This is a genomic window from Parasphingorhabdus sp. (genome assembly GCF_039982395.1).
In the GTDB taxonomy this organism is placed as follows: domain Bacteria; phylum Pseudomonadota; class Alphaproteobacteria; order Sphingomonadales; family Sphingomonadaceae; genus Parasphingorhabdus.
This window is the reverse complement of the sequence record NZ_JBDWYO010000003.1, coordinates 371769-388491: the sequence shown is the minus strand read 5'-3', so window position 1 is coordinate 388491 and position 16723 is coordinate 371769. Positions and strand designations below refer to the sequence as shown.

Below are 16723 nucleotides of genomic sequence, written 5' to 3'. Positions count from 1 at the left end.
TGCACAGGCGGGTTGAAAGCGTAATAGTCTTGTCATCCATTGGAAGGAGAGCATGAGAATGGCGCATAAATTTGAAATCTGGAAAGATAAAAAGGGCGAGTTTCGCGTTCGTTTTAAATATAATAGCGAAGTCATTTTTTCGACCGAAGGCTATTCCAGCAAAGCCAGTGCCAAAAATGCGATCAGTTCAATCCTGAAGAACGGGCCGAAGGCAGAGATTGAAGATAATAGCTAGGAGCTGTAGCTATTGCCGCCGGCGTTGATAGCAGCGTCGCTGGCCAAAATATCTGCGCGCTCATTGTCAGCGTCACCGCTATGACCCTTGACCCAGTGCCATTCGATTTGATGGGGCTCGACAGCCTTTAGCAGGTCCTGCCAGAGGTCTGCATTTTTGACAGGCTTTTTTGCGGCCGTCCGCCAACCGTTTTTCTGCCAGCCAAATATCCATTTGGTAATACCATCTTTCACATAGGTACTGTCGATAGATAGCTTTATCTTGCACGGCCGTTTCAGCGTATTGAGAGCCTCGATCGCAGCGCGCAACTCCATTCGGTTGTTGGTGGTCTCCGGCTCTCCACCCGATATTTCTTTTTCTTTGTCGCCAAAGCGGATCAGCGCACCCCAGCCGCCTGGTCCAGGATTGCCCTTGCAAGCGCCATCGGTAGCAATTTCTACAATTTGTGTTTCGGTCATATGGTAAAAATTTCCGGATGAGCCTGATAAAATTGCAGACGATTGAGGAAGGCTTGAGGAGGCTTGCGTGTCACCAGAGCATCGGCCGGGGTGTTGATCCAATCAAAAGCGCGGGTCAGCAAGAAACGCAAGGCTGCCCCGCGGGCGAGCAGAGGAAGCGTTTTGCGTTCCGCCTCGCTGAGCGTGAATGCTGACTCATATCCCGCAATCAATGCCTTTGATAGCTGATCATCGAAAGCCGTGCCGTCTTCGGAAAAGCACCATGCCGCATGCGTGACGGCGAGATCATATGCGCGCACGTCGGTGCAGGAGAAGTAAAAGTCGATCAGGCCGGTTACCCGATCGCCAAGCATCAATACATTGTCAGGAAACAGGTCTGCATGAATGGCGGAGCGGGGGAGGTCATGCGGCCAATGTTCATCGAGATAATCGAGTTCCTGCGCAATCGCAGGGGATAGGCCTGGTGCAATCTCATCAAGTTGTTCGGGCCCGCATTGCTCCGCCAGCGCGCGCCATCCGTCATGATCAAGGCTGTTACGCCGTTCCATGTCAAAATCTGTTAGGGCACGGTGCATATCGCCCAACGCTCGGCCGGTTGCCTCAGCTTGGGCCTTTGTCGGATGGCTGACCGACACACCGGGTAAAAAGGTAATGAGACAGGCACTGCGGCCGCAAAGCTGGTGAATTTTTTGACCGTCGCGGTCCGGAATCATGGGCGGAACCAAACAATCATGCTTTGCCAGATGATCGAGCAGAGCGATAAAAAACGGCAGATCGGCCGGATCGACACGCTTTTCGTACAAGGTCAGAATATATTTGTCTTTTGTGGTTTCGAGCAGATAGTTGCTGTTCTCGACGCCCTCGGCAATGCCTTTGGCGGAGACGAGTGTTCCTGCATCGAAACGCGAGAGGAATACGGCGATGTCCTCTGCACTGACCTTCGTATAAACGGCCATCAGGCTGTTTCGAGCCCACGCGGAAGTTTGAAGATCATATTTTCAGCGGTTGTTTGAACCGTCTCCTCATTGATATCAAAATGCTCTGCAAGCAGGTTTTTAACCTCCTTCACCAGAATTTCCGGCGCGGAGGCTCCGGCGGTCAATCCAATTTTGCTGATGCCTTCCAGCCAAGCGGGGTCGATGTCTTCTGCGCGCTGAATAAGCTTTGCTTTAGACCCAATGCGCTCGGCAACTTCGACCAGACGTAGGCTGTTGGAGCTATTGGGCGCGCCTATGACCAAGACGAGTTCACAGGTTTCGGAAATTTTCTTCACTGCGTCCTGGCGATTGGAGGTAGCGTAACAAATATCCTCGCCTTTCGGACCGATAATATTGGGAAAGCGCGTCTGCAGTGCATCGACGATTGCATGGGTGTCATCGACGGACAATGTTGTTTGGGTTAAAAATGCGAGCGCTTCCGGGTCTTCCGGGTTGAGCGCTGCAACGTCGTCCAGTGTTTCAACCAAGGTCATCTGACCATCTTCGACCTGTCCGAAGGTCCCGATGACTTCAGGGTGATTGGCATGGCCTACGAAAATGATATGCCGGCCCGCATCGGTTTGCCGCTCTGCTTGACGATGGACCTTGGAGACGAGAGGGCAGGTCGCATCGAGATAATCAAGCCCGCGTTCTTCTGCTTTGTGCGGCACGGCCTTGGGCACACCATGAGCAGAAAATACCACCGGAACGCCATCGGGTACTTCATCGAGCTCTTCGACAAATATCGCGCCCAGCTTCTTCAATTCATCGACAACATAACGGTTGTGGACGATTTCGTGCCGTACATAGACGGGCGCGCCATATTTTTTGATTGCCAGTTCGACGATTTTTATTGCTCGGTCGACGCCTGCGCAAAAGCCGCGAGGCGCTGCCACAAGCAAGTCAATCTGCCGTTTTTGCTTATCTGAGTGAATCATATTTAGAGCCATAGGGAATAACTTCACCGGCGAAAAGCCTGTCTGTTCATCTTCTGGACGGTTGCACCGGATTAAAGGCACAGATAAGGGTTGCGAAACTTTTATCGATGCGCATGAAGCCTATGTGTGTTGCCCGAGATTAAAGGCAAGGATTGAGAATGATGGTGAATGGCCGAGTGAAAAAAATGATTTTGGCGGCGGTCACGGTTTTGGCTGTTTCCGGTTGTGCCAGAGATGGCGCACTGGATGTTAGTTCAGGTGTCGGTGTTTCGGTGACCCGCACCGGGTGTCCGCCGGTCGCCGTTCCAGACCACACTGGCGATGTTACCATTTTTAGCCCGGTAAACAGCACCGATGCCAATGCGATTGACGTTGTTGCAAATATCACCAATGTTCGATCGACTTGCAATAGCGAAGGCGCGCGGATTTATTCCGAAGCGACCTTTGACATTCGTGCTTCAAGAACGCGAACAAATGGCGCGCGGACGGTTACAATTCCCTATTTCTCGACCGTTGTCCAAGGCGGCACCGCGGTGGTGGCAAAGCGCGTTAAAAATGTGACATTGCAATTTGCTGATGGTCAGTATCTGGCGACGGCTTCGGGCAAAGCTGGCTCTTATATTGACGCATCTGCTGCTCGTTTGCCGGAAGACGTGATTGAGCGCCTGACCCGACGACGCAAAGCCGGTGACCCGGATGCTGCGCTTGATCCGTTGGCTGATCCCGCGATCAAATCAGCCGTTGCGCGCTCCTCGTTCGAACTTCTTATCGGTTTCCAGCTTACCCAGGCGCAGTTGCAATATAACGCCACGCGATAGGGTTGCCGGAATTGTTAATTAGACGAGCCTGAACGGATCGGGCCGTTTTCTCTATGACGAATTGAACCAATCATGCTGTTCCAGATTTTCCAGAAACATGTCGATGCAATATTGGATGCCCTAACCGAATCCGGTGTGTTGCCGCCCGGGGTTGACCGCTCCAATGTCACGTTGGAACCGCCCCGTGATCCCGCTCATGGTGATCTGTCGACCAATGCCGCAATGGTATTGTCGAAAGCGGCTGGGATGAAGCCGCGCGATCTGGCTGAGCAAATTGCAGAAAAGCTTGGTGCGTTGGATGATGTGCAATCGGCCGACATTGCTGGACCCGGATTTATCAATTTGCGCGTTGCGGCGCCTGTGCTGGTTGGTGAACTGCTGGAAATCGCGCAATTGGGCTCTGAATATGGCCGGTCGGACAAGGGCAAAGGCGTTACCGTCAATGTTGAATATGTGTCTGCCAACCCAACGGGCCCGATGCATATGGGACATTGCCGCGGTGCTGTTGTCGGCGATGCGCTGGCCGACCTGCTGGAAGCCATCGGCCATAAGGTCATCCGGGAATATTATGTCAATGACGCTGGATCTCAGGTCGATACGCTCGCCCGTTCGGCGCATTTGCGTTATCTGGAAGCGCAGGGCGAAGATATCGGCGCTATCCCAGAGGGCCTTTATCCGGGCGACTATCTGAAACCGGTCGGGGAGGCTTTGGCCGCCGAATTTGGTGACAAATATAAAGATTGCCCAGAATCCGATTGGCTTCTGATTTTCCGTAAGGCCGCCGTGGCCAAGATGATGGATATGATCCGTTCGGATCTGGCACTCTTAGGAATAGAGCACGATGTTTTCTCGTCTGAAGCTGAACTGCATGAAGCAGGCAAGGCCGACATCGCCGAAGCAGAACTGCGGTCTCGCAATCTGGTCTATGACGGCGTGCTGGAACAGCCCAAGGGCAAAGTGATCGAAGATTGGGAAGCGGTTGAACTGCCATTGTTCAGGTCCACCCAATTTGGTGATGATCAGGATCGTCCGATCAAAAAATCCAACGGTCGCTGGACCTATTTTGGCGGCGACCTCGCCTATCATTTCCAGAAAGCCCAAGCGGCTGATGAACTTATCGATATCTGGGGCGCCGACCACAGCGGAACCGTGAAGCGGATCAAGGCTGCTGTGGCGGCGTTGACCGAAGGCAAGACCAAATTTGATGTGAAGCTGGTCCAGATGGTGCGTTTGTTGCGCAACGGTGAACCGGAAAAAATGTCCAAACGCTCAGGCAATTTTGTCACCATCGCAGATATGGTCGAAGAAGTCGGCAAGGATGCGGTGCGTTTCACGATGTTAACTCGCAAGGCGGACGCGCAGATGGATTTTGATTTCGCGAAGGTCATGGAAGCCTCTCGCGAAAACCCTGTCTTCTATGTGCAATATGCGCATGCCCGGATCCAGTCGACCTTGCGCAAAGCAGCGGACGAAGGGCTGATGCCTTCGGTTGATCATCTCGACCGCTTCGGTGATGAGGAAATGGACCTCATCAAGATGGCGGCACAATTCCCGCGCATTGTCGAATCTGCAGCAGCGTCACGTGAGCCACATCGAGTCGCATTCTATCTAAATGACCTCGCAGCAGCGTTTCATGCTTATTATAATTTGGGCAATGATCGGCCTGAGAAGCGGATCATAATGGTTAACGACCCGGAAACCACATCGGGAAGGCTTTTCTTAGCCAAGAATATAGGGCAGACTGTCAAGAACGGTCTGGCACTTATGGGGGTTGAGGCCGCAGAATCGATGTGAGAAGCCCTTTGGCCAACGGAGCGTAAAATGTCAGATACCACCCGCGAAAGTCTTGATCTGGACGATGAAGATCGTTTGCCATGGCTGGAAACAGCTGAAGATTATGATGAAGATGGAGAATATTCACCGGTACGGGTGACGTTGTTCGTTTTGGCAGGCGTATTGTTGCTCGGCGCCATAGTCGGCGGCATATATTGGTTGCAGAACCGAGATGGCGGTGGACTGGATGGCAATGGCGAGCTGATCGCCGCACAGGAAGGCGACTATAAAGTGCGTCCTGACGATCCGCAGGCAAAGCAATTTGAAGGCGAGGGCGATGCTAGCTTCGCGGCGAGTGAAGGCGAAGAAACGCCTGCGCAACTGGGCAATCCCGAGCAGGCAGAAGCGCCGATTCGCAAATCCGATGCGGCGCCTGCGGCAGATGCAGCCGGTTCCGTTTTGATCCAGCTTGGTGCTTTCAGTTCAGCTGGTCTCGCTGATAGCAGCTGGTCTGGCTACGCGCGGCGCTTTGAATCGATCGGTTCTCTGCCGAAAAAAATTCTGCCCGGTTCGGTCGATGGCGGTACGATATACCGCTTGAACGCCGTGGCTCCAAGCCGTGAAGCGGCGCAGCAGATTTGTAACAATCTAAAGGCTGCTGGTGAAAGCTGCCTGGTGGTTCGTTAGGCCGTTCGCCAGTTTTGAGAAAATTGATGGTTGAAGCGTTGTGGATAACGGCGCTTTCGCCTTTACCCGGTCGCGAAACGGCGCAAGTATAAGATATGTTGCGTGAGAAGATATTATCATGGCTATGACACCGGCTGTCTTTGGAATTCAGGGCCTAAGCCTGACAGCAGACGAAAAGGCCTTTTTCCGGGATAGTGATCCCGCGGGATATATTATTTTTGGCCGGAATATCGATAGCAAAGCGCAATTGCGAGCGCTGACGGACGAATTGCGCGCGGTCCATGGTCGCGATGATCTGGCGATTTTGATCGATCAGGAAGGTGGCCGCGTAGCGCGGATGCAGGACCCGGTCTGGCCGAAATTCCCGGCGGGGGAAGTTTTTGACAAGCTTTATGATATTGCCCCGGCCACCGCGATTGAAGCGGCGCGGCTCAATGCACAAGCGATTGCCACCAGTTTGCGCGAAGTCGGTATCACGGTGGATTGTCTGCCACTGCTAGATGTCCGTCAGCCCGATGCGAACAATGTCATCGGTGACCGCGCGCTGGGCAGCGAACCGATGCGGGTTGCTGCTCTCGGTCGGTCGATATTGGATGGCCTGCAACGCGGCGGCGTCGTCGGCGTGGTGAAACATCTGCCAGGCCATGGCCGTACCAGCGTCGACACGCACAAGGCATTGCCGACGGTGACGGCCAGCGAGGAAGAGTTGCAGCTCGATCTGGCCCCGTTCAAAACGCTCAACACCGCCCCCATGGGCATGACCGGCCATTTGCTGTTTACGGCCTGGGATGCAGAGAGACCATCGACGCTGTCTCAAACGGTTGTTCAAGATATTATCCGCAAGCAGATTGGCTTTGACGGCCTGCTGTTCACAGATGATCTCGACATGGAAGCGCTATCCGGAACCGTTCCCGAGCGGGCCGAGCGGGCACAGGCCGCGGGCTGTGATATCGCTCTAAACTGCTGGGCCAAGATGGATGATATGATCGGTATCACCGAACGGCTCTCGCCGATGTCCGAGAAAGTGCAGGAACGCCTGGGCCGGGCTATGGCAACGATAGCCGGCACCAAAGATATCGACCCTGTCGACGAACTGGCTGGATTGCTGTCTCGGCGTGACGAACTCATAGCGGCGACGGCATGAGCGGCGAAGCGGAAACCGAAGAGTTTTTTTTCCCGCCTGAAGCGGCTGCATCCGACGAAGGCGCGCTGACTCTGAACATCGACGGCTGGGAAGGTCCGCTTGATCTGCTGCTCGCTTTGGCCCGCAACCAGAAAGTGGATTTGCGCGAAATCTCGATTCTTGAACTGGTTCAGGAGTATCTCAAATATATCGCCAGCGCCCAGACGCTGCGCCTCGAACTTGCCGCTGACTATCTGGTGATGGCGGCCTGGTTGACCTATTTGAAATCGGGGCTGCTTTTGCCTCGCGATCCGGAAATCGATCCGTCGCCCGAAGAGCTGGCCTTGCGATTGCAAATGCGGTTGGAACGGTTGAACGCGATGCGGGAAGCCGGAGCCCGGCTGCTGGCGAGGGACCGGATTGGTCGGGACGTGTTCCCGCGCGGCGCTCCCGAAGGCTTGCGGGTGGTCAAAGAACGGCAATGGCAGGCGGAATATTATGATTTGATCGCCGCTTATTCGCGGGTGAAGGTGCGTGGTGCACCGGCGATCCATATCGTAAGGCAACGCATGGTGATGACATTGGAGGATGCGCTAGCGCGTGTTTCTCTCATGCTGGGCGAGGCGATCGACTGGATGGATATTAGACATTTTCTTCCTCCCGGTGCACCTCCGGAGCTAAGAAAATCGGCACTGGCTTCCAGTTTTCTGGCAACGTTGGAATTGGCCCGGCAAGGAAAGCTGGAATTGCAGCAGGAAGATAGTTTTGCACCGCTTAGAATAAAGGCGACGACACATGGGTGAACATGACATGGAAGACACCAGCCTGATTGAACCCATGCCTGTGGCAATGGATATCGGAAAACGGTCCGTAGAGGCGACGCTTTTTGCTTCCGAGAAGCCCATGACCATTGCGGATATCAAAGCCTATGTTGGCGAAGAGCTGGATATTCGTGAAATTTTGCTAGAGTTGCAGGGCGATTATCAAGACCGTGGCATTGTCCTGATCAAAACCGGCGACCGTTGGCATTTCCAGACCGCTCAGGATTTGTCCCACTTGCTCCGCCGCGAGCGCGCAGAACTGCGTAAGTTGAGCCGGGCTGGCATGGAAACGCTGGCGATCATTGCCTATCACGAACCGGTCAGTCGGGCCGAAATAGAAGCTATTCGTGGTGTTCAAGTGGCCAAAGGCACGCTCGATGTGCTGATGGAAGCCGGCTGGGTCCGTCCTGCAGGACGCCGTGAGGTGCCGGGCAGGCCGTTAATCTACGCGACCACTGCTGAATTTTTAACCCATTTTGGTTTGCAAAGCCGCAAGGACCTACCGGGGATTGATGACCTGAAAGCCGCAGGATTGCTGGACCCTGTCGACCTCGTGCTGGAGCAAATGGAGCTTGAAGACGAAGCCGAAAGCCAATTGGAAAAGGGTTCCGAAAAATCCGATCTGCGAGAGTTTGCAGATGATGATGGTGTTTTGCTGGAAAATGAGACCGAAAGCGCTTAAATAGACCGCTTAAGGAGAAAATCGCATGCAACCGAGTGTTTGGCAGATTGTAATAGTAGCGGCGCTGGTTCTGATACTGTTCGGCCGTGGCCGGATTTCTGAAATGATGGGTGATGTCGGCAAAGGCATCCGCTCTTTCAAAAAAGGGATCACCGAAGAAGAAGCAAGCGTTGCTAGTCCGGCCCCGAAGATTGACAGCAAAGCTGCTGATGCGTCGGCTGATACCAGCAAAACAGCCGATAAAACGGCCGGTTGATCAGGACGGCCTGATATTTCAGGGCCGCATAGAACATGTTTGACCTTTCCATATCCGAGATCGCGATTATCGCGATCATTGCTGTTGTTGTCATAGGCCCCACGGAATTGCCGCGCGCATTGGCGACGGCTGGTAAGTGGATGGCCAAAGCCCGAGGTGTGATGGGCAATTTCCGGACCGGACTTGATGCCATGGTCCGGGAAGCAGAGCTTCAGGAGATGGAAAAAAAATGGGCGTCAGAAAACGACCGGATCATGAAAGAGCATCCGGCTGTGCCTGACGACAGCATTGTATCAGAAAACCAGATGGAACCTTTGGACGGACCTCCCGCAGAAGTCTCTAAACCTATCGAAAACCCTCCGGAACCACCACCCGCGGGTGACCCGAAGCCATGAACGATCAAAGCAAGTCGGACATGGATGAAAGCAAGGCACCCTTGATCGAGCATTTGATCGAATTGCGGCAGCGGCTGCTATGGTCGGTTGCGGCGCTGACTGTCGCCTTTCTCGTGAGCATATTTTTTGCGGACGAGATTTTCGGTATACTCGTGCAGCCGTTGACCGACGCCTTTCCTGCCGGCGAAGGCAAGTTGATTTATACCAAGCTATACGAAGCGTTTTTTGTTGAAATCAAAGTGGCGATGTTTGCGGCATTTTTCATCGCCTTTCCGATCATTTCAAACCAGCTCTGGGCCTTTGTCGCACCGGGACTCTATGCCAATGAGAAGAAGGCTTTTCTGCCCTTTCTTGTAGCGACGCCCGTGCTTTTTATGGCAGGGGCCTCGCTTGCATATTTCATCGTTATGCCGACGGCGTTCCGCTTCTTTCTGGGGTTTGAGGGGGAGGTTGGCGGGCTAACCCAAGAGGCGCTGCCTGCGATGGGCGACTATCTATCGTTGGTGATGCAGTTTATTTTGGCTTTCGGTGTCTGTTTCCAGTTACCAGTGCTGCTCCTGTTGCTCAACCGCGCAGGAATCGTCAGCCGTCAGCAGTTAAAAGGAATGCGCCGGTATATGATTGTCGCAGCATTTGCTCTGGCCGCTATTTTGACGCCGCCAGACGTGGTCTCTCAGTTGATGCTCGGGATACCCCTCATCCTGCTCTATGAAGTTTCGCTGGCCATCATGTGGTTCACAGAACGGAAGAAGAGCGAAGTGGTTCCTTCCTAGACAACCGCTGAACCGCCAGGTTCAATCAATCGCGTCCTGGCCAGCCTGACCAATGGATTCAATATCGCGACCAACGCCTTTGACCGTGGCGCAAGCGCTGAGCAATAGCAGTGATGAGATCATAACCGTTGCGACAATTTTCTGCATTTTACCATATCCTAAAAGCTGAATTTCGCACTCACGCGAAAATCCCGACCGGACAGTGGTACATAGTCTTTCGTGAACGACGCATGACGGCGGGCGTTCACATCAAAAATATTGTTGGCAGAAGCGAGCAAGGTTACGCCGCCTTCTTTTCCGAATGGACGCCATGCTGCGGTCGCGTTGACCATAGTGAAACTGTCTGTCGGGGTTTCAAAGGCCGTCACCTTGTTCTGGCTGCCCGACCATTCCAATTCAGCGCGCAGGTCTAAATTGTCGCTATGGGCCTTGATTCCGCCAAGCAAGCGCAAGGGCGGGATCCGCGGAACCGGGCCGCCGTCATTATCGATCTTGGCACGGACATAATCGGCTACACCGTCAGCTATGAGGTCAAATCCACCCAGTTTAGCGACGACGACAGAAGCTGATGCTTCAAAGCCATAATAGGTCGCGTCGCGCTGGAAATATTGGAACACGGGCAACTCGTCCTGTTCCGCGCCGGTTTCCGTTTCAAAAATATAATCATTGAAAAAATTCGCATAAACGGTCGCGCTGAGCTGCACGGCATCGCTATCCCAGCGGGCATAGAGCTCTCCGCCCCAGCTTTTCTCGGTGGTGAAATTGGGATTACCAATTTCAAAAGCCTGGGTGGCAATATGCGGGCCGTTCGACAAAAGCTCTTCAGCTGATGGCGCGCGTTCCGACCGCGATAAATTGGCCCCGATTTTAAACGCGGCGTTGTCAGGCGCATAGGCTAGGCCCAAAGCACCAGAAACCGTGTTGAAACTGCGGTCGAAATTGATGCTGTTCGCAGAAATATTGGTTTGGTCGAAACGAAGTGCGCCTTCCAGTTCAATATCACCAAAATCCGCCTCTTGCAGAGTGAACAAAGCCCAGCTTTCAAGGCTGTTCTTGGGCACGAACGCTTCGGCGCCAATGGCGTTGAAATCCCGCACAAGCACTTGCGTACCGATAACCCCGCGCCAGCTGCCGCCCGCTAAATCATTTTCTGACTGAACCAGTTCCGCACGGGCTTCGATCCCAGAGACAGTAAAGACCGTACCGATTTCATCGCCTTCAAATTCTGTATGCGTATAGTCCGAATAGCCTGCGCGAAAGTTTAACGCTTTGAAAAAGCCGCCAATGTTGACGCCACCGCGCAGATCCGCCCGGATCTGTTCAAGGCCGATGGTAACTGGACCTTCTTCCTCTTCGCCTTCTTCCTCTTCTTCGCCTTCTTCTTCACCATGGTGGTGACCGGCGCCGGGACGAGAGGGGACGCCGTAATTGCTATCATAATAGCTGACGGAGAATCCGAGATTGCCGCCGTCATCAATGAAGGCGATGCCGGCACCTGCCGTCGTGGTGCTACTGGCGGTATTGGGTATGTAACCGGATTGATTGGCCGCTTCGGTCAGTTCTTCTGCTTCGTCGAGATGGCCTTCTTCGGTTTCTTCTTCGGCATCAGCCAGGAGATCCGCTCTCAGGTCGGGCGCAAGAACAAAGCCGGGCACGCGAACATCGCTGGTGTCTCGAAAGCTGCCATCGGCATGAATCACCAGTTTCGAGCTTAGCGGAATGTCGATAGATCCGGCGGCGCTCCAGTCATCCGCTGCGCTGCCAAAGCCGCCAATAGCATCAAGATGGACGGCATCATCGGGAATGTCGCGGGGAATGCGCTTGTCGATGACGTTGACGGCACCGCCAATCGCATCGCCACCAAAGAGCAGGACCGCCGGTCCGTGCAATATTTCTACCCGTTGCGCCGTCAGGGGATCAATCGTGACCGCGTGATCAACAGAAGTATTGGAGGCATCAAGGGAGCCGATTCCATCCGTCAGAACCCTGACGCGCGGTCCCTGAAATCCTCGCAAGACCGGACGCGATGCGCCTGGAGCAAAGGAGGTTGATGAGACACCGGGCAGGCTGGTCAGACTGTCACCAATTTGACCGCGCAGGTCTTCGGTTAGCTCGTCGCCGGCCAATGCCGATGTGCCGGCCAGAAGGTCCAATTGATCAACATAAGGCGCGGTGACAATGATCATATCATCATTGTGGAAATCATCAGACAGTCCCCGGATATCTTGCGGAGGCGATTCGTTTTGCTGTGCCAAGGCTGGTGCTAAGGGAAACGCCAGAATTGCGGCAGAAAACAGGAATTTTTTATGGGACACGATATGCTCTTCCGTGTTGGGGGATTGGAACTGAAGGTCGGATAAGCATAATGATATAATATATCAACACATAGTTTCATAGATTCGGCAAACTGCTCGAAATTTGCTACCAACAACCAGAAAAAAAAGAGGATGGCGACGATGACGGACTGGAAGGAAGAGGGCTATTACAGCGTAACACCCTATATCACCGTGGATAATGCAGAAGCGGCTATCGCATTTTATACGGAAGCGTTCGGCGCGCGCGAGCACATGCGCTTGCCGATGGGTGACAAGATTGGCCATGCTGACATTGTAATTGGCGACAGTCACGTAATGCTGTCAGACGAATTTCCTGAAATGGGCAAGCTTGGGCCAAAAAACCTCGGCGGCGCTTCCGCTAGTCTGATGATCTATGTCCCGGATGTTGATGCAGCTTTCGCTAAGGCAATTGCTGCTGGTGGCGAAGTTGTTAGACCGGTGGAGGATCAATTTCACGGCGACCGTGCCGGCTGGTTGAAAGATCCGTTCGGTCATGAATGGACATTGTCTACCCGCATCGAGGATGTTTCGGTAGACGAAGTGGTGCGCCGGATGGCAGAGATGATGGCCAGCGACGAAGCCTAGCGAAAGATTCAATGCGCAGATAAGTTCCGGATGACGAGCGAGACTTGTTTGGCTATGACCCGTCGTCATGACTTACACCAAAAAAATCCTTCTGCTTGGCTCGGGTGAGCTGGGTCGTGAATTCGTCATTTCCGCGAAACGGTTGGGCGCTTATGTCATTGCTTGCGATGCCTATGACAATGCGCCCGCGATGCAGGTCGCGGACGCCCGTGAAATTTTCTCAATGCTCGATGGCGCAAAATTGCGCACGGCGATCGCAAAGCATCAACCCGATCTGATCGTTCCAGAAGTCGAAGCCATTCGGACGGAAATTTTGGCCGACATGGAGGCCGAGGGTTTCCATGTCGTGCCGTCCGCCCGGGCCACGCAATTGACGATGAACCGTGATGCGATCCGCGATGTCGCGGCCAAAGAACTGGGACTGACGACATCGCGTTATCACTATGCTGAGAGTTTTGATGAAGTTGCCAGCGCGGCGGACGATATCGGCCTGCCATTGGTGATCAAGCCGGTCATGTCTTCGTCTGGCAAAGGCCAGAGCAAGGTTGATAGCGCCGACAAGCTGGAAGCAGCATGGAACTATGCCGTGGACAATATGCGCGGCGACCGGGCGCGGGTTATTGTCGAGCAATTTATCGACTTTGACTATGAGATAACTCTGCTGACGGTCCGCACCCGTGACGGCGTTCACTTCTGCCCGCCAATCGGTCACCGGCAGGAACGCGGCGATTATCAGGAAAGCTGGCAACCGGCGGCGATGACCGATGCAGCGCTCGCCTCGGCACAGGATATGGCGCGCAAGGTCGTCGAAAATCTTGGCGGCGGCGGCAAAGGCTGGGGCCTGTTCGGCGTAGAATTTTTCGTCACCAAGCAGGGCGAAGTTATCTTCTCCGAACTCAGCCCTCGACCGCATGACACTGGTATGGTAACGTCTATTGGTCAAAATCTGACCGAATTTGACCTGCATGCCCGCGCCATCATGGGACTACCCGTCCCGCATATCGCTCTGACTGCACCGGCCAGCGCAAGCGCGGTGATTCTGGCGGATCGGGACAGCGAAGATTTTGAGTTTCACGGTGTCGCAGAAGCCTTGGCATTGGGTAGCGAGGGCGCGGAAACGGACGTGCGTATATTCGGCAAGCCAGTGACGCGGCCTTATCGGCGGATGGCGGTTGCCCTGGCGACCGGGCCGGACACGGATGCCGCGCGGGCTTTGGCAAAGCGGGCGGCTGACGCGGTCGATATTGAATATAGATGAGGGCCAGCTTCGCAGCGTTAACAGCTCTCCCCAATCTCTAAACAATGCGCCAAAGACTTTTCAAACATCAGGAGCAATCATCCATGACCGCATCTCTCATCCTCTACGGCTCGCCTTTGTCCCCCTTCCAACGCAAGGTGGAGGCGGTGATGGCGCTGAAAGGTCTCGACTATGATTGCGAGGACGTCAACGTCATGGGCATGCCGGACTGGTATAAGGCAATCAGCCCACTTGCACGCATCCCTTCGCTGCGGGATACAGATATCGCTGAAGAAGGGCCGGCTGGCACGATCACCGACAGCTCCGCCATTTGCGGCTATTTGGAAAAGCGGCAGCCCGAACCGGCCGTCTATCCCGCCGATGCGTTCGATCATGGCCAAGCGCTTTGGCTCGAAGAATATGCCGACACCGGAATGGCGATGGCGGGCGGCATGGGCTTGTTTCGGCCGATCATCTTCAACCTGTTTCAGCGTAAAGAACCGGATCTGGATACAGCGCGCAAGACCTGGAACGAAAAACTGCCGCCACTATGGGATTATCTTGAGAAATATCTGGATGGCGGTTCTTACTTCATCGGTGATACGATCACGATCGCCGACATCGCCGTGGCCAGCCAGATCGCCCAGACCGACATGCTCGCTGGTCTCCCCGACAAATCCAAGTGGCCCGCGTTGGTCGCACATTATCAAGCGATGAGAGCGCATGACTGTTTCCAGCGCAACAATGCAGGCTGCGACAGGATTTTGGCGAAAGTCGTGCCGGAGAAGTTCGACCTTAGCTAGCTTGAGTGACGAGCGCGCTTCAAGCCTGCGTTAGCAAAAAGAGCGCATAAAATGCGGGCATGGTGAGAACCGAAAATACCGTCTGAACGGCGATTAAATTGGCTGACAACGTTGCATCGCCACCCAATTGTCTTGCCAATATATAGCCGCTGCTCGCGGTGGGTGTGGCGGCTGCGATTGCGACGATTGCCAAGCTATTCGACGGGAGATTGATCAGCAGTCCAGCAGCCAATGCGACAATAGGGAAGACGAGCAAGCGGACCATTGACCAAGTCAAAGTGGTGCGTCCGGCGCGTTTAAAAGCCTCCAGATCGACCGCCGCTCCGACGACCAGAAGACCGAGGGCAAGCGTCGCCTGTCCCAAGATGTCTAGCGTTTCCTCGGCAATGCCTGACGGAGCAATGCCCATTAGATTCAATACGATACCGACCACACAACTCACGATCAGCGGATTGCGGATCATATCCATCAATATGTGCGGTTTTTTCTTCTCTGATGCTTCGGCGAAATGGGTTAAGGCCAGCACCGACATGACGTTGGCCGTCGAGGTGAGGACAGCGACCGCAATCGCCATCAGGGCGAGCCCGGCTTCGCCGAACAGAGCGCTGCCCATGGATAGGCCGACAAAAGTGTTCCAGCGGACGTTGGACTGGATGATCGAACCCTTTCGTGGCCCGTCGTCGGCGCGCTTCGCGAGCAAACCCAATAGTGCGAGGGTAGATTGCGAGCCGATCAGCACCAACACCATCGCCCACGGCACGGTTTCAAAGGAAGCGCCGGCCAATACATTGATAATCAATGCCGGGAAAAATATGAAATAGACCAATTTCTCGATCGCCCGCCAGCCGTCGGCAGCAAGAAAGTTTTGCTTGGCCAATAGCCAGCCCAATGCCGTGATCAAGACCACCGGGATCAGGGCATAAAAGAAAGCTAACATGGGTGAATCGCCAGCGCGAAATTACATCGGTGTTGTTCTGAGCGGCAACAGATCGGGGAAATCCGGTTCGCGTTTTTCGCCCATGGCGGCCACCGCTTCTTGAATATGCGATGGCGGGAACATAGCGGCATTCCAGACGCCGATATAATCCAAAGTATCTGCTGTGTTATGGTCACGGCCATAGTTGATCAGGACCTTGCAGCCGGTCACTGCCAATGGAGATTTAGACGCGATCTCTTTGGCGGTTGCCATGACATGGGCCAGACATTCTTCCTGCGTATCAAATACTTCATTGACCAAGCCGATGTCTTTCGCTGTTGCCGCGTCAATCCGGCGACCGGTATAGGCCATTTCCTTGACCCATCCTTCAGGGATATAGCGCTGCAGGCGCGGGAAAGTGCCGACGTCCGCCGTCATGCCGATATTGGTTTCCTGAATGCAGAAGACCGCGTCTTTGGTGCACCAGCGAATGTCGCCCGCGCTGATCATATCTATCGCGCCGCCAATCACTGCACCATGAAGCGCAAACAAAACCGGGATGCGGGATTCTTCCAGTGCGTTGAAGCTATGCTGGATCTGCTTGACGTTGGAGCGGAACATTTCCGCAATCACATGCTTGTCTGCGCCGTCGATTTTATTGTCCGGCTGCGGTGCGAATACGGATAGGTCCATGCCTGCAGAGAAATGCTTTCCGGTCGAACTGATCACAATGGCTCGGGCACGGGCATTGATGTCGATATCTTCGACAATCTCCGGCAGATCATTCCAGAACGCTCTGTTCATGCTGTTGAGTTTTTCAGGACGATTCATCCGGATATGGGCGATGCCATTTTCTATTTCGACATCGAAACATTCATATTTTTTTTCAACCATGATGTGATCGTCCCTC

20 protein-coding genes are annotated in these 16723 nt (G+C 54.1%); 13 read left to right on the top strand and 7 right to left on the bottom strand.

Annotated features, from left to right (window positions below):
• Positions 1 to 58: 58 nt before the first annotated feature.
• On the top strand, positions 59 to 235 hold the full coding sequence (locus ABJV08_RS08505) for a DUF1508 domain-containing protein (RefSeq protein WP_348040949.1): 177 nt from the start codon (positions 59 to 61) through the stop codon (positions 233 to 235).
• On the opposite strand, the gene rnhA is transcribed toward ABJV08_RS08505, so the two are convergent.
• The 3 genes from rnhA to ispH are packed head-to-tail and all read right to left on the bottom strand — an operon-like array spanning position 232 to position 2608.
• Positions 232 to 693 (bottom strand): ribonuclease HI, encoded by a 462-nt coding sequence (rnhA, locus tag ABJV08_RS08500; RefSeq protein WP_348040947.1) that lies wholly within the window; start codon positions 691 to 693, stop codon positions 232 to 234. The two genes, ABJV08_RS08505 and rnhA, sit on opposite strands and share 4 nt — an antisense overlap.
• Positions 690 to 1649 carry a homoserine kinase gene (gene thrB / locus ABJV08_RS08495; protein ID WP_348040945.1) on the bottom strand — a complete coding sequence of 320 codons (960 nt, stop codon included), beginning with the start codon at positions 1647 to 1649 and terminating at the stop codon, positions 690 to 692. The genes rnhA and thrB overlap by 4 nt, the downstream gene beginning before the upstream one ends.
• Positions 1649 to 2608: a 4-hydroxy-3-methylbut-2-enyl diphosphate reductase gene (ispH, locus tag ABJV08_RS08490; protein WP_348040943.1), complete on the bottom strand. Its 960-nt coding sequence runs from the start codon at positions 2606 to 2608 to the stop codon at positions 1649 to 1651. Before ispH ends, thrB begins: the two co-directional genes overlap by 1 nt.
• Before the next feature lie 161 nt (positions 2609 to 2769).
• Here ispH and ABJV08_RS08485 point away from each other — a divergent pair, with 161 nt between their 5' ends.
• The 9 genes from ABJV08_RS08485 to tatC all read left to right on the top strand — a co-directional run bounded on the left by ABJV08_RS08485 (position 2770) and on the right by tatC (position 9936).
• The gene (locus tag ABJV08_RS08485; RefSeq protein WP_348041281.1) at positions 2770 to 3426 is read left to right on the top strand and encodes a hypothetical protein; all 657 of its coding nucleotides are present in this window, start codon (positions 2770 to 2772) and stop codon (positions 3424 to 3426) included.
• A gap of 72 nt (positions 3427 to 3498) precedes the next feature.
• The gene (gene argS, locus ABJV08_RS08480) at positions 3499 to 5220 is read left to right on the top strand and encodes an arginine--tRNA ligase (protein WP_348040941.1); all 1722 of its coding nucleotides are present in this window, start codon (positions 3499 to 3501) and stop codon (positions 5218 to 5220) included.
• A 27-nt stretch (positions 5221 to 5247) separates the two neighbouring features.
• Entirely contained in the window at positions 5248 to 5886 is a 639-nt protein-coding gene (locus ABJV08_RS08475; protein WP_348040939.1) for an SPOR domain-containing protein, read from the top strand.
• A gap of 124 nt (positions 5887 to 6010) precedes the next feature.
• A complete protein-coding gene (nagZ, locus tag ABJV08_RS08470) occupies positions 6011 to 7030 on the top strand; it encodes a beta-N-acetylhexosaminidase (RefSeq protein WP_348041279.1) in 1020 nt (339 codons plus the stop codon).
• Positions 7027 to 7812 carry a ScpA family protein gene (locus tag ABJV08_RS08465; protein WP_348040937.1) on the top strand — a complete coding sequence of 262 codons (786 nt, stop codon included), beginning with the start codon at positions 7027 to 7029 and terminating at the stop codon, positions 7810 to 7812. Before nagZ ends, ABJV08_RS08465 begins: the two co-directional genes overlap by 4 nt.
• A 46-nt stretch (positions 7813 to 7858) precedes the next feature.
• Positions 7859 to 8512 carry an SMC-Scp complex subunit ScpB gene (gene scpB / locus ABJV08_RS08460; RefSeq protein ID WP_348041277.1) on the top strand — a complete coding sequence of 218 codons (654 nt, stop codon included), beginning with the start codon at positions 7859 to 7861 and terminating at the stop codon, positions 8510 to 8512.
• 25 nt (positions 8513 to 8537) lie between these two features.
• On the top strand, positions 8538 to 8768 hold the full coding sequence (locus ABJV08_RS08455; RefSeq protein WP_348040935.1) for a twin-arginine translocase TatA/TatE family subunit: 231 nt from the start codon (positions 8538 to 8540) through the stop codon (positions 8766 to 8768).
• Positions 8769 to 8803: 35 nt separating this feature from the next.
• Positions 8804 to 9163: a Sec-independent protein translocase protein TatB gene (gene tatB, locus ABJV08_RS08450; protein WP_348040933.1), complete on the top strand. Its 360-nt coding sequence runs from the start codon at positions 8804 to 8806 to the stop codon at positions 9161 to 9163.
• A complete protein-coding gene (tatC, locus tag ABJV08_RS08445; protein ID WP_348040931.1) occupies positions 9160 to 9936 on the top strand; it encodes a twin-arginine translocase subunit TatC in 777 nt (258 codons plus the stop codon). The genes tatB and tatC overlap by 4 nt, the downstream gene beginning before the upstream one ends.
• A gap of 21 nt (positions 9937 to 9957) precedes the next feature.
• On the opposite strand, the gene ABJV08_RS08440 is transcribed toward tatC, so the two are convergent.
• On the bottom strand, positions 9958 to 10083 hold the full coding sequence (locus tag ABJV08_RS08440) for an entericidin (protein WP_348040929.1): 126 nt from the start codon (positions 10081 to 10083) through the stop codon (positions 9958 to 9960).
• Positions 10084 to 10094: 11 nt separating this feature from the next.
• The gene (locus ABJV08_RS08435; RefSeq protein WP_348040927.1) at positions 10095 to 12251 is read right to left on the bottom strand and encodes a TonB-dependent receptor; all 2157 of its coding nucleotides are present in this window, start codon (positions 12249 to 12251) and stop codon (positions 10095 to 10097) included.
• A 132-nt stretch (positions 12252 to 12383) separates the two neighbouring features.
• On the opposite strand from ABJV08_RS08435, the gene ABJV08_RS08430 reads away from it, so the two are divergent.
• The 3 genes from ABJV08_RS08430 (at position 12384) to ABJV08_RS08420 (ending at position 14897) form a co-directional block, all read left to right on the top strand.
• On the top strand, positions 12384 to 12857 hold the full coding sequence (locus tag ABJV08_RS08430) for a VOC family protein (protein ID WP_348040925.1): 474 nt from the start codon (positions 12384 to 12386) through the stop codon (positions 12855 to 12857).
• Positions 12858 to 12924: 67 nt separating this feature from the next.
• Positions 12925 to 14115, top strand: coding sequence for a formate-dependent phosphoribosylglycinamide formyltransferase (gene purT / locus ABJV08_RS08425; protein ID WP_348040923.1), 1191 nt, complete (start codon positions 12925 to 12927; stop codon positions 14113 to 14115).
• An 83-nt stretch (positions 14116 to 14198) separates the two neighbouring features.
• Positions 14199 to 14897 (top strand): glutathione S-transferase family protein, encoded by a 699-nt coding sequence (locus ABJV08_RS08420; RefSeq protein WP_348040921.1) that lies wholly within the window; start codon positions 14199 to 14201, stop codon positions 14895 to 14897.
• 19 nt (positions 14898 to 14916) lie between these two features.
• On the opposite strand, the gene ABJV08_RS08415 is transcribed toward ABJV08_RS08420, so the two are convergent.
• Complete coding sequence (locus ABJV08_RS08415; protein ID WP_348040919.1) at positions 14917 to 15834, bottom strand: AEC family transporter; 918 nt, start codon at positions 15832 to 15834, stop codon at positions 14917 to 14919.
• Positions 15835 to 15855: 21 nt separating this feature from the next.
• The gene (locus ABJV08_RS08410; protein WP_348040917.1) at positions 15856 to 16707 is read right to left on the bottom strand and encodes a crotonase/enoyl-CoA hydratase family protein; all 852 of its coding nucleotides are present in this window, start codon (positions 16705 to 16707) and stop codon (positions 15856 to 15858) included.
• Positions 16708 to 16723: the final 16 nt, after the last annotated feature.

Bases quoted from the DNA above. Each gene is read 5' to 3' on its own strand.
- ABJV08_RS08505 (WP_348040949.1), top strand. From the start codon at position 59: ATGGCGCATAAATTTGAAATCTGGAAAGATAAAAAGGGCGAGTTTCGC.
- rnhA (WP_348040947.1), bottom strand. From the start codon at position 693: ATGACCGAAACACAAATTGTAGAAATTGCTACCGATGGCGCTTGCAAG.
- thrB (WP_348040945.1), bottom strand. From the start codon at position 1,649: ATGGCCGTTTATACGAAGGTCAGTGCAGAGGACATCGCCGTATTCCTC.
- ispH (WP_348040943.1), bottom strand. From the start codon at position 2,608: ATGATTCACTCAGATAAGCAAAAACGGCAGATTGACTTGCTTGTGGCA.
- ABJV08_RS08485 (WP_348041281.1), top strand. From the start codon at position 2,770: ATGGTGAATGGCCGAGTGAAAAAAATGATTTTGGCGGCGGTCACGGTT.
- argS (WP_348040941.1), top strand. From the start codon at position 3,499: ATGCTGTTCCAGATTTTCCAGAAACATGTCGATGCAATATTGGATGCC.
- ABJV08_RS08475 (WP_348040939.1), top strand. From the start codon at position 5,248: ATGTCAGATACCACCCGCGAAAGTCTTGATCTGGACGATGAAGATCGT.
- nagZ (WP_348041279.1), top strand. From the start codon at position 6,011: ATGACACCGGCTGTCTTTGGAATTCAGGGCCTAAGCCTGACAGCAGAC.
- ABJV08_RS08465 (WP_348040937.1), top strand. From the start codon at position 7,027: ATGAGCGGCGAAGCGGAAACCGAAGAGTTTTTTTTCCCGCCTGAAGCG.
- scpB (WP_348041277.1), top strand. From the start codon at position 7,859: ATGGATATCGGAAAACGGTCCGTAGAGGCGACGCTTTTTGCTTCCGAG.
- ABJV08_RS08455 (WP_348040935.1), top strand. From the start codon at position 8,538: ATGCAACCGAGTGTTTGGCAGATTGTAATAGTAGCGGCGCTGGTTCTG.
- tatB (WP_348040933.1), top strand. From the start codon at position 8,804: ATGTTTGACCTTTCCATATCCGAGATCGCGATTATCGCGATCATTGCT.
- tatC (WP_348040931.1), top strand. From the start codon at position 9,160: ATGAACGATCAAAGCAAGTCGGACATGGATGAAAGCAAGGCACCCTTG.
- ABJV08_RS08440 (WP_348040929.1), bottom strand. From the start codon at position 10,083: ATGCAGAAAATTGTCGCAACGGTTATGATCTCATCACTGCTATTGCTC.
- ABJV08_RS08430 (WP_348040925.1), top strand. From the start codon at position 12,384: ATGGCGACGATGACGGACTGGAAGGAAGAGGGCTATTACAGCGTAACA.
- purT (WP_348040923.1), top strand. From the start codon at position 12,925: ATGACTTACACCAAAAAAATCCTTCTGCTTGGCTCGGGTGAGCTGGGT.
- ABJV08_RS08420 (WP_348040921.1), top strand. From the start codon at position 14,199: ATGACCGCATCTCTCATCCTCTACGGCTCGCCTTTGTCCCCCTTCCAA.
- ABJV08_RS08415 (WP_348040919.1), bottom strand. From the start codon at position 15,834: ATGTTAGCTTTCTTTTATGCCCTGATCCCGGTGGTCTTGATCACGGCA.
- ABJV08_RS08410 (WP_348040917.1), bottom strand. From the start codon at position 16,707: ATGGTTGAAAAAAAATATGAATGTTTCGATGTCGAAATAGAAAATGGC.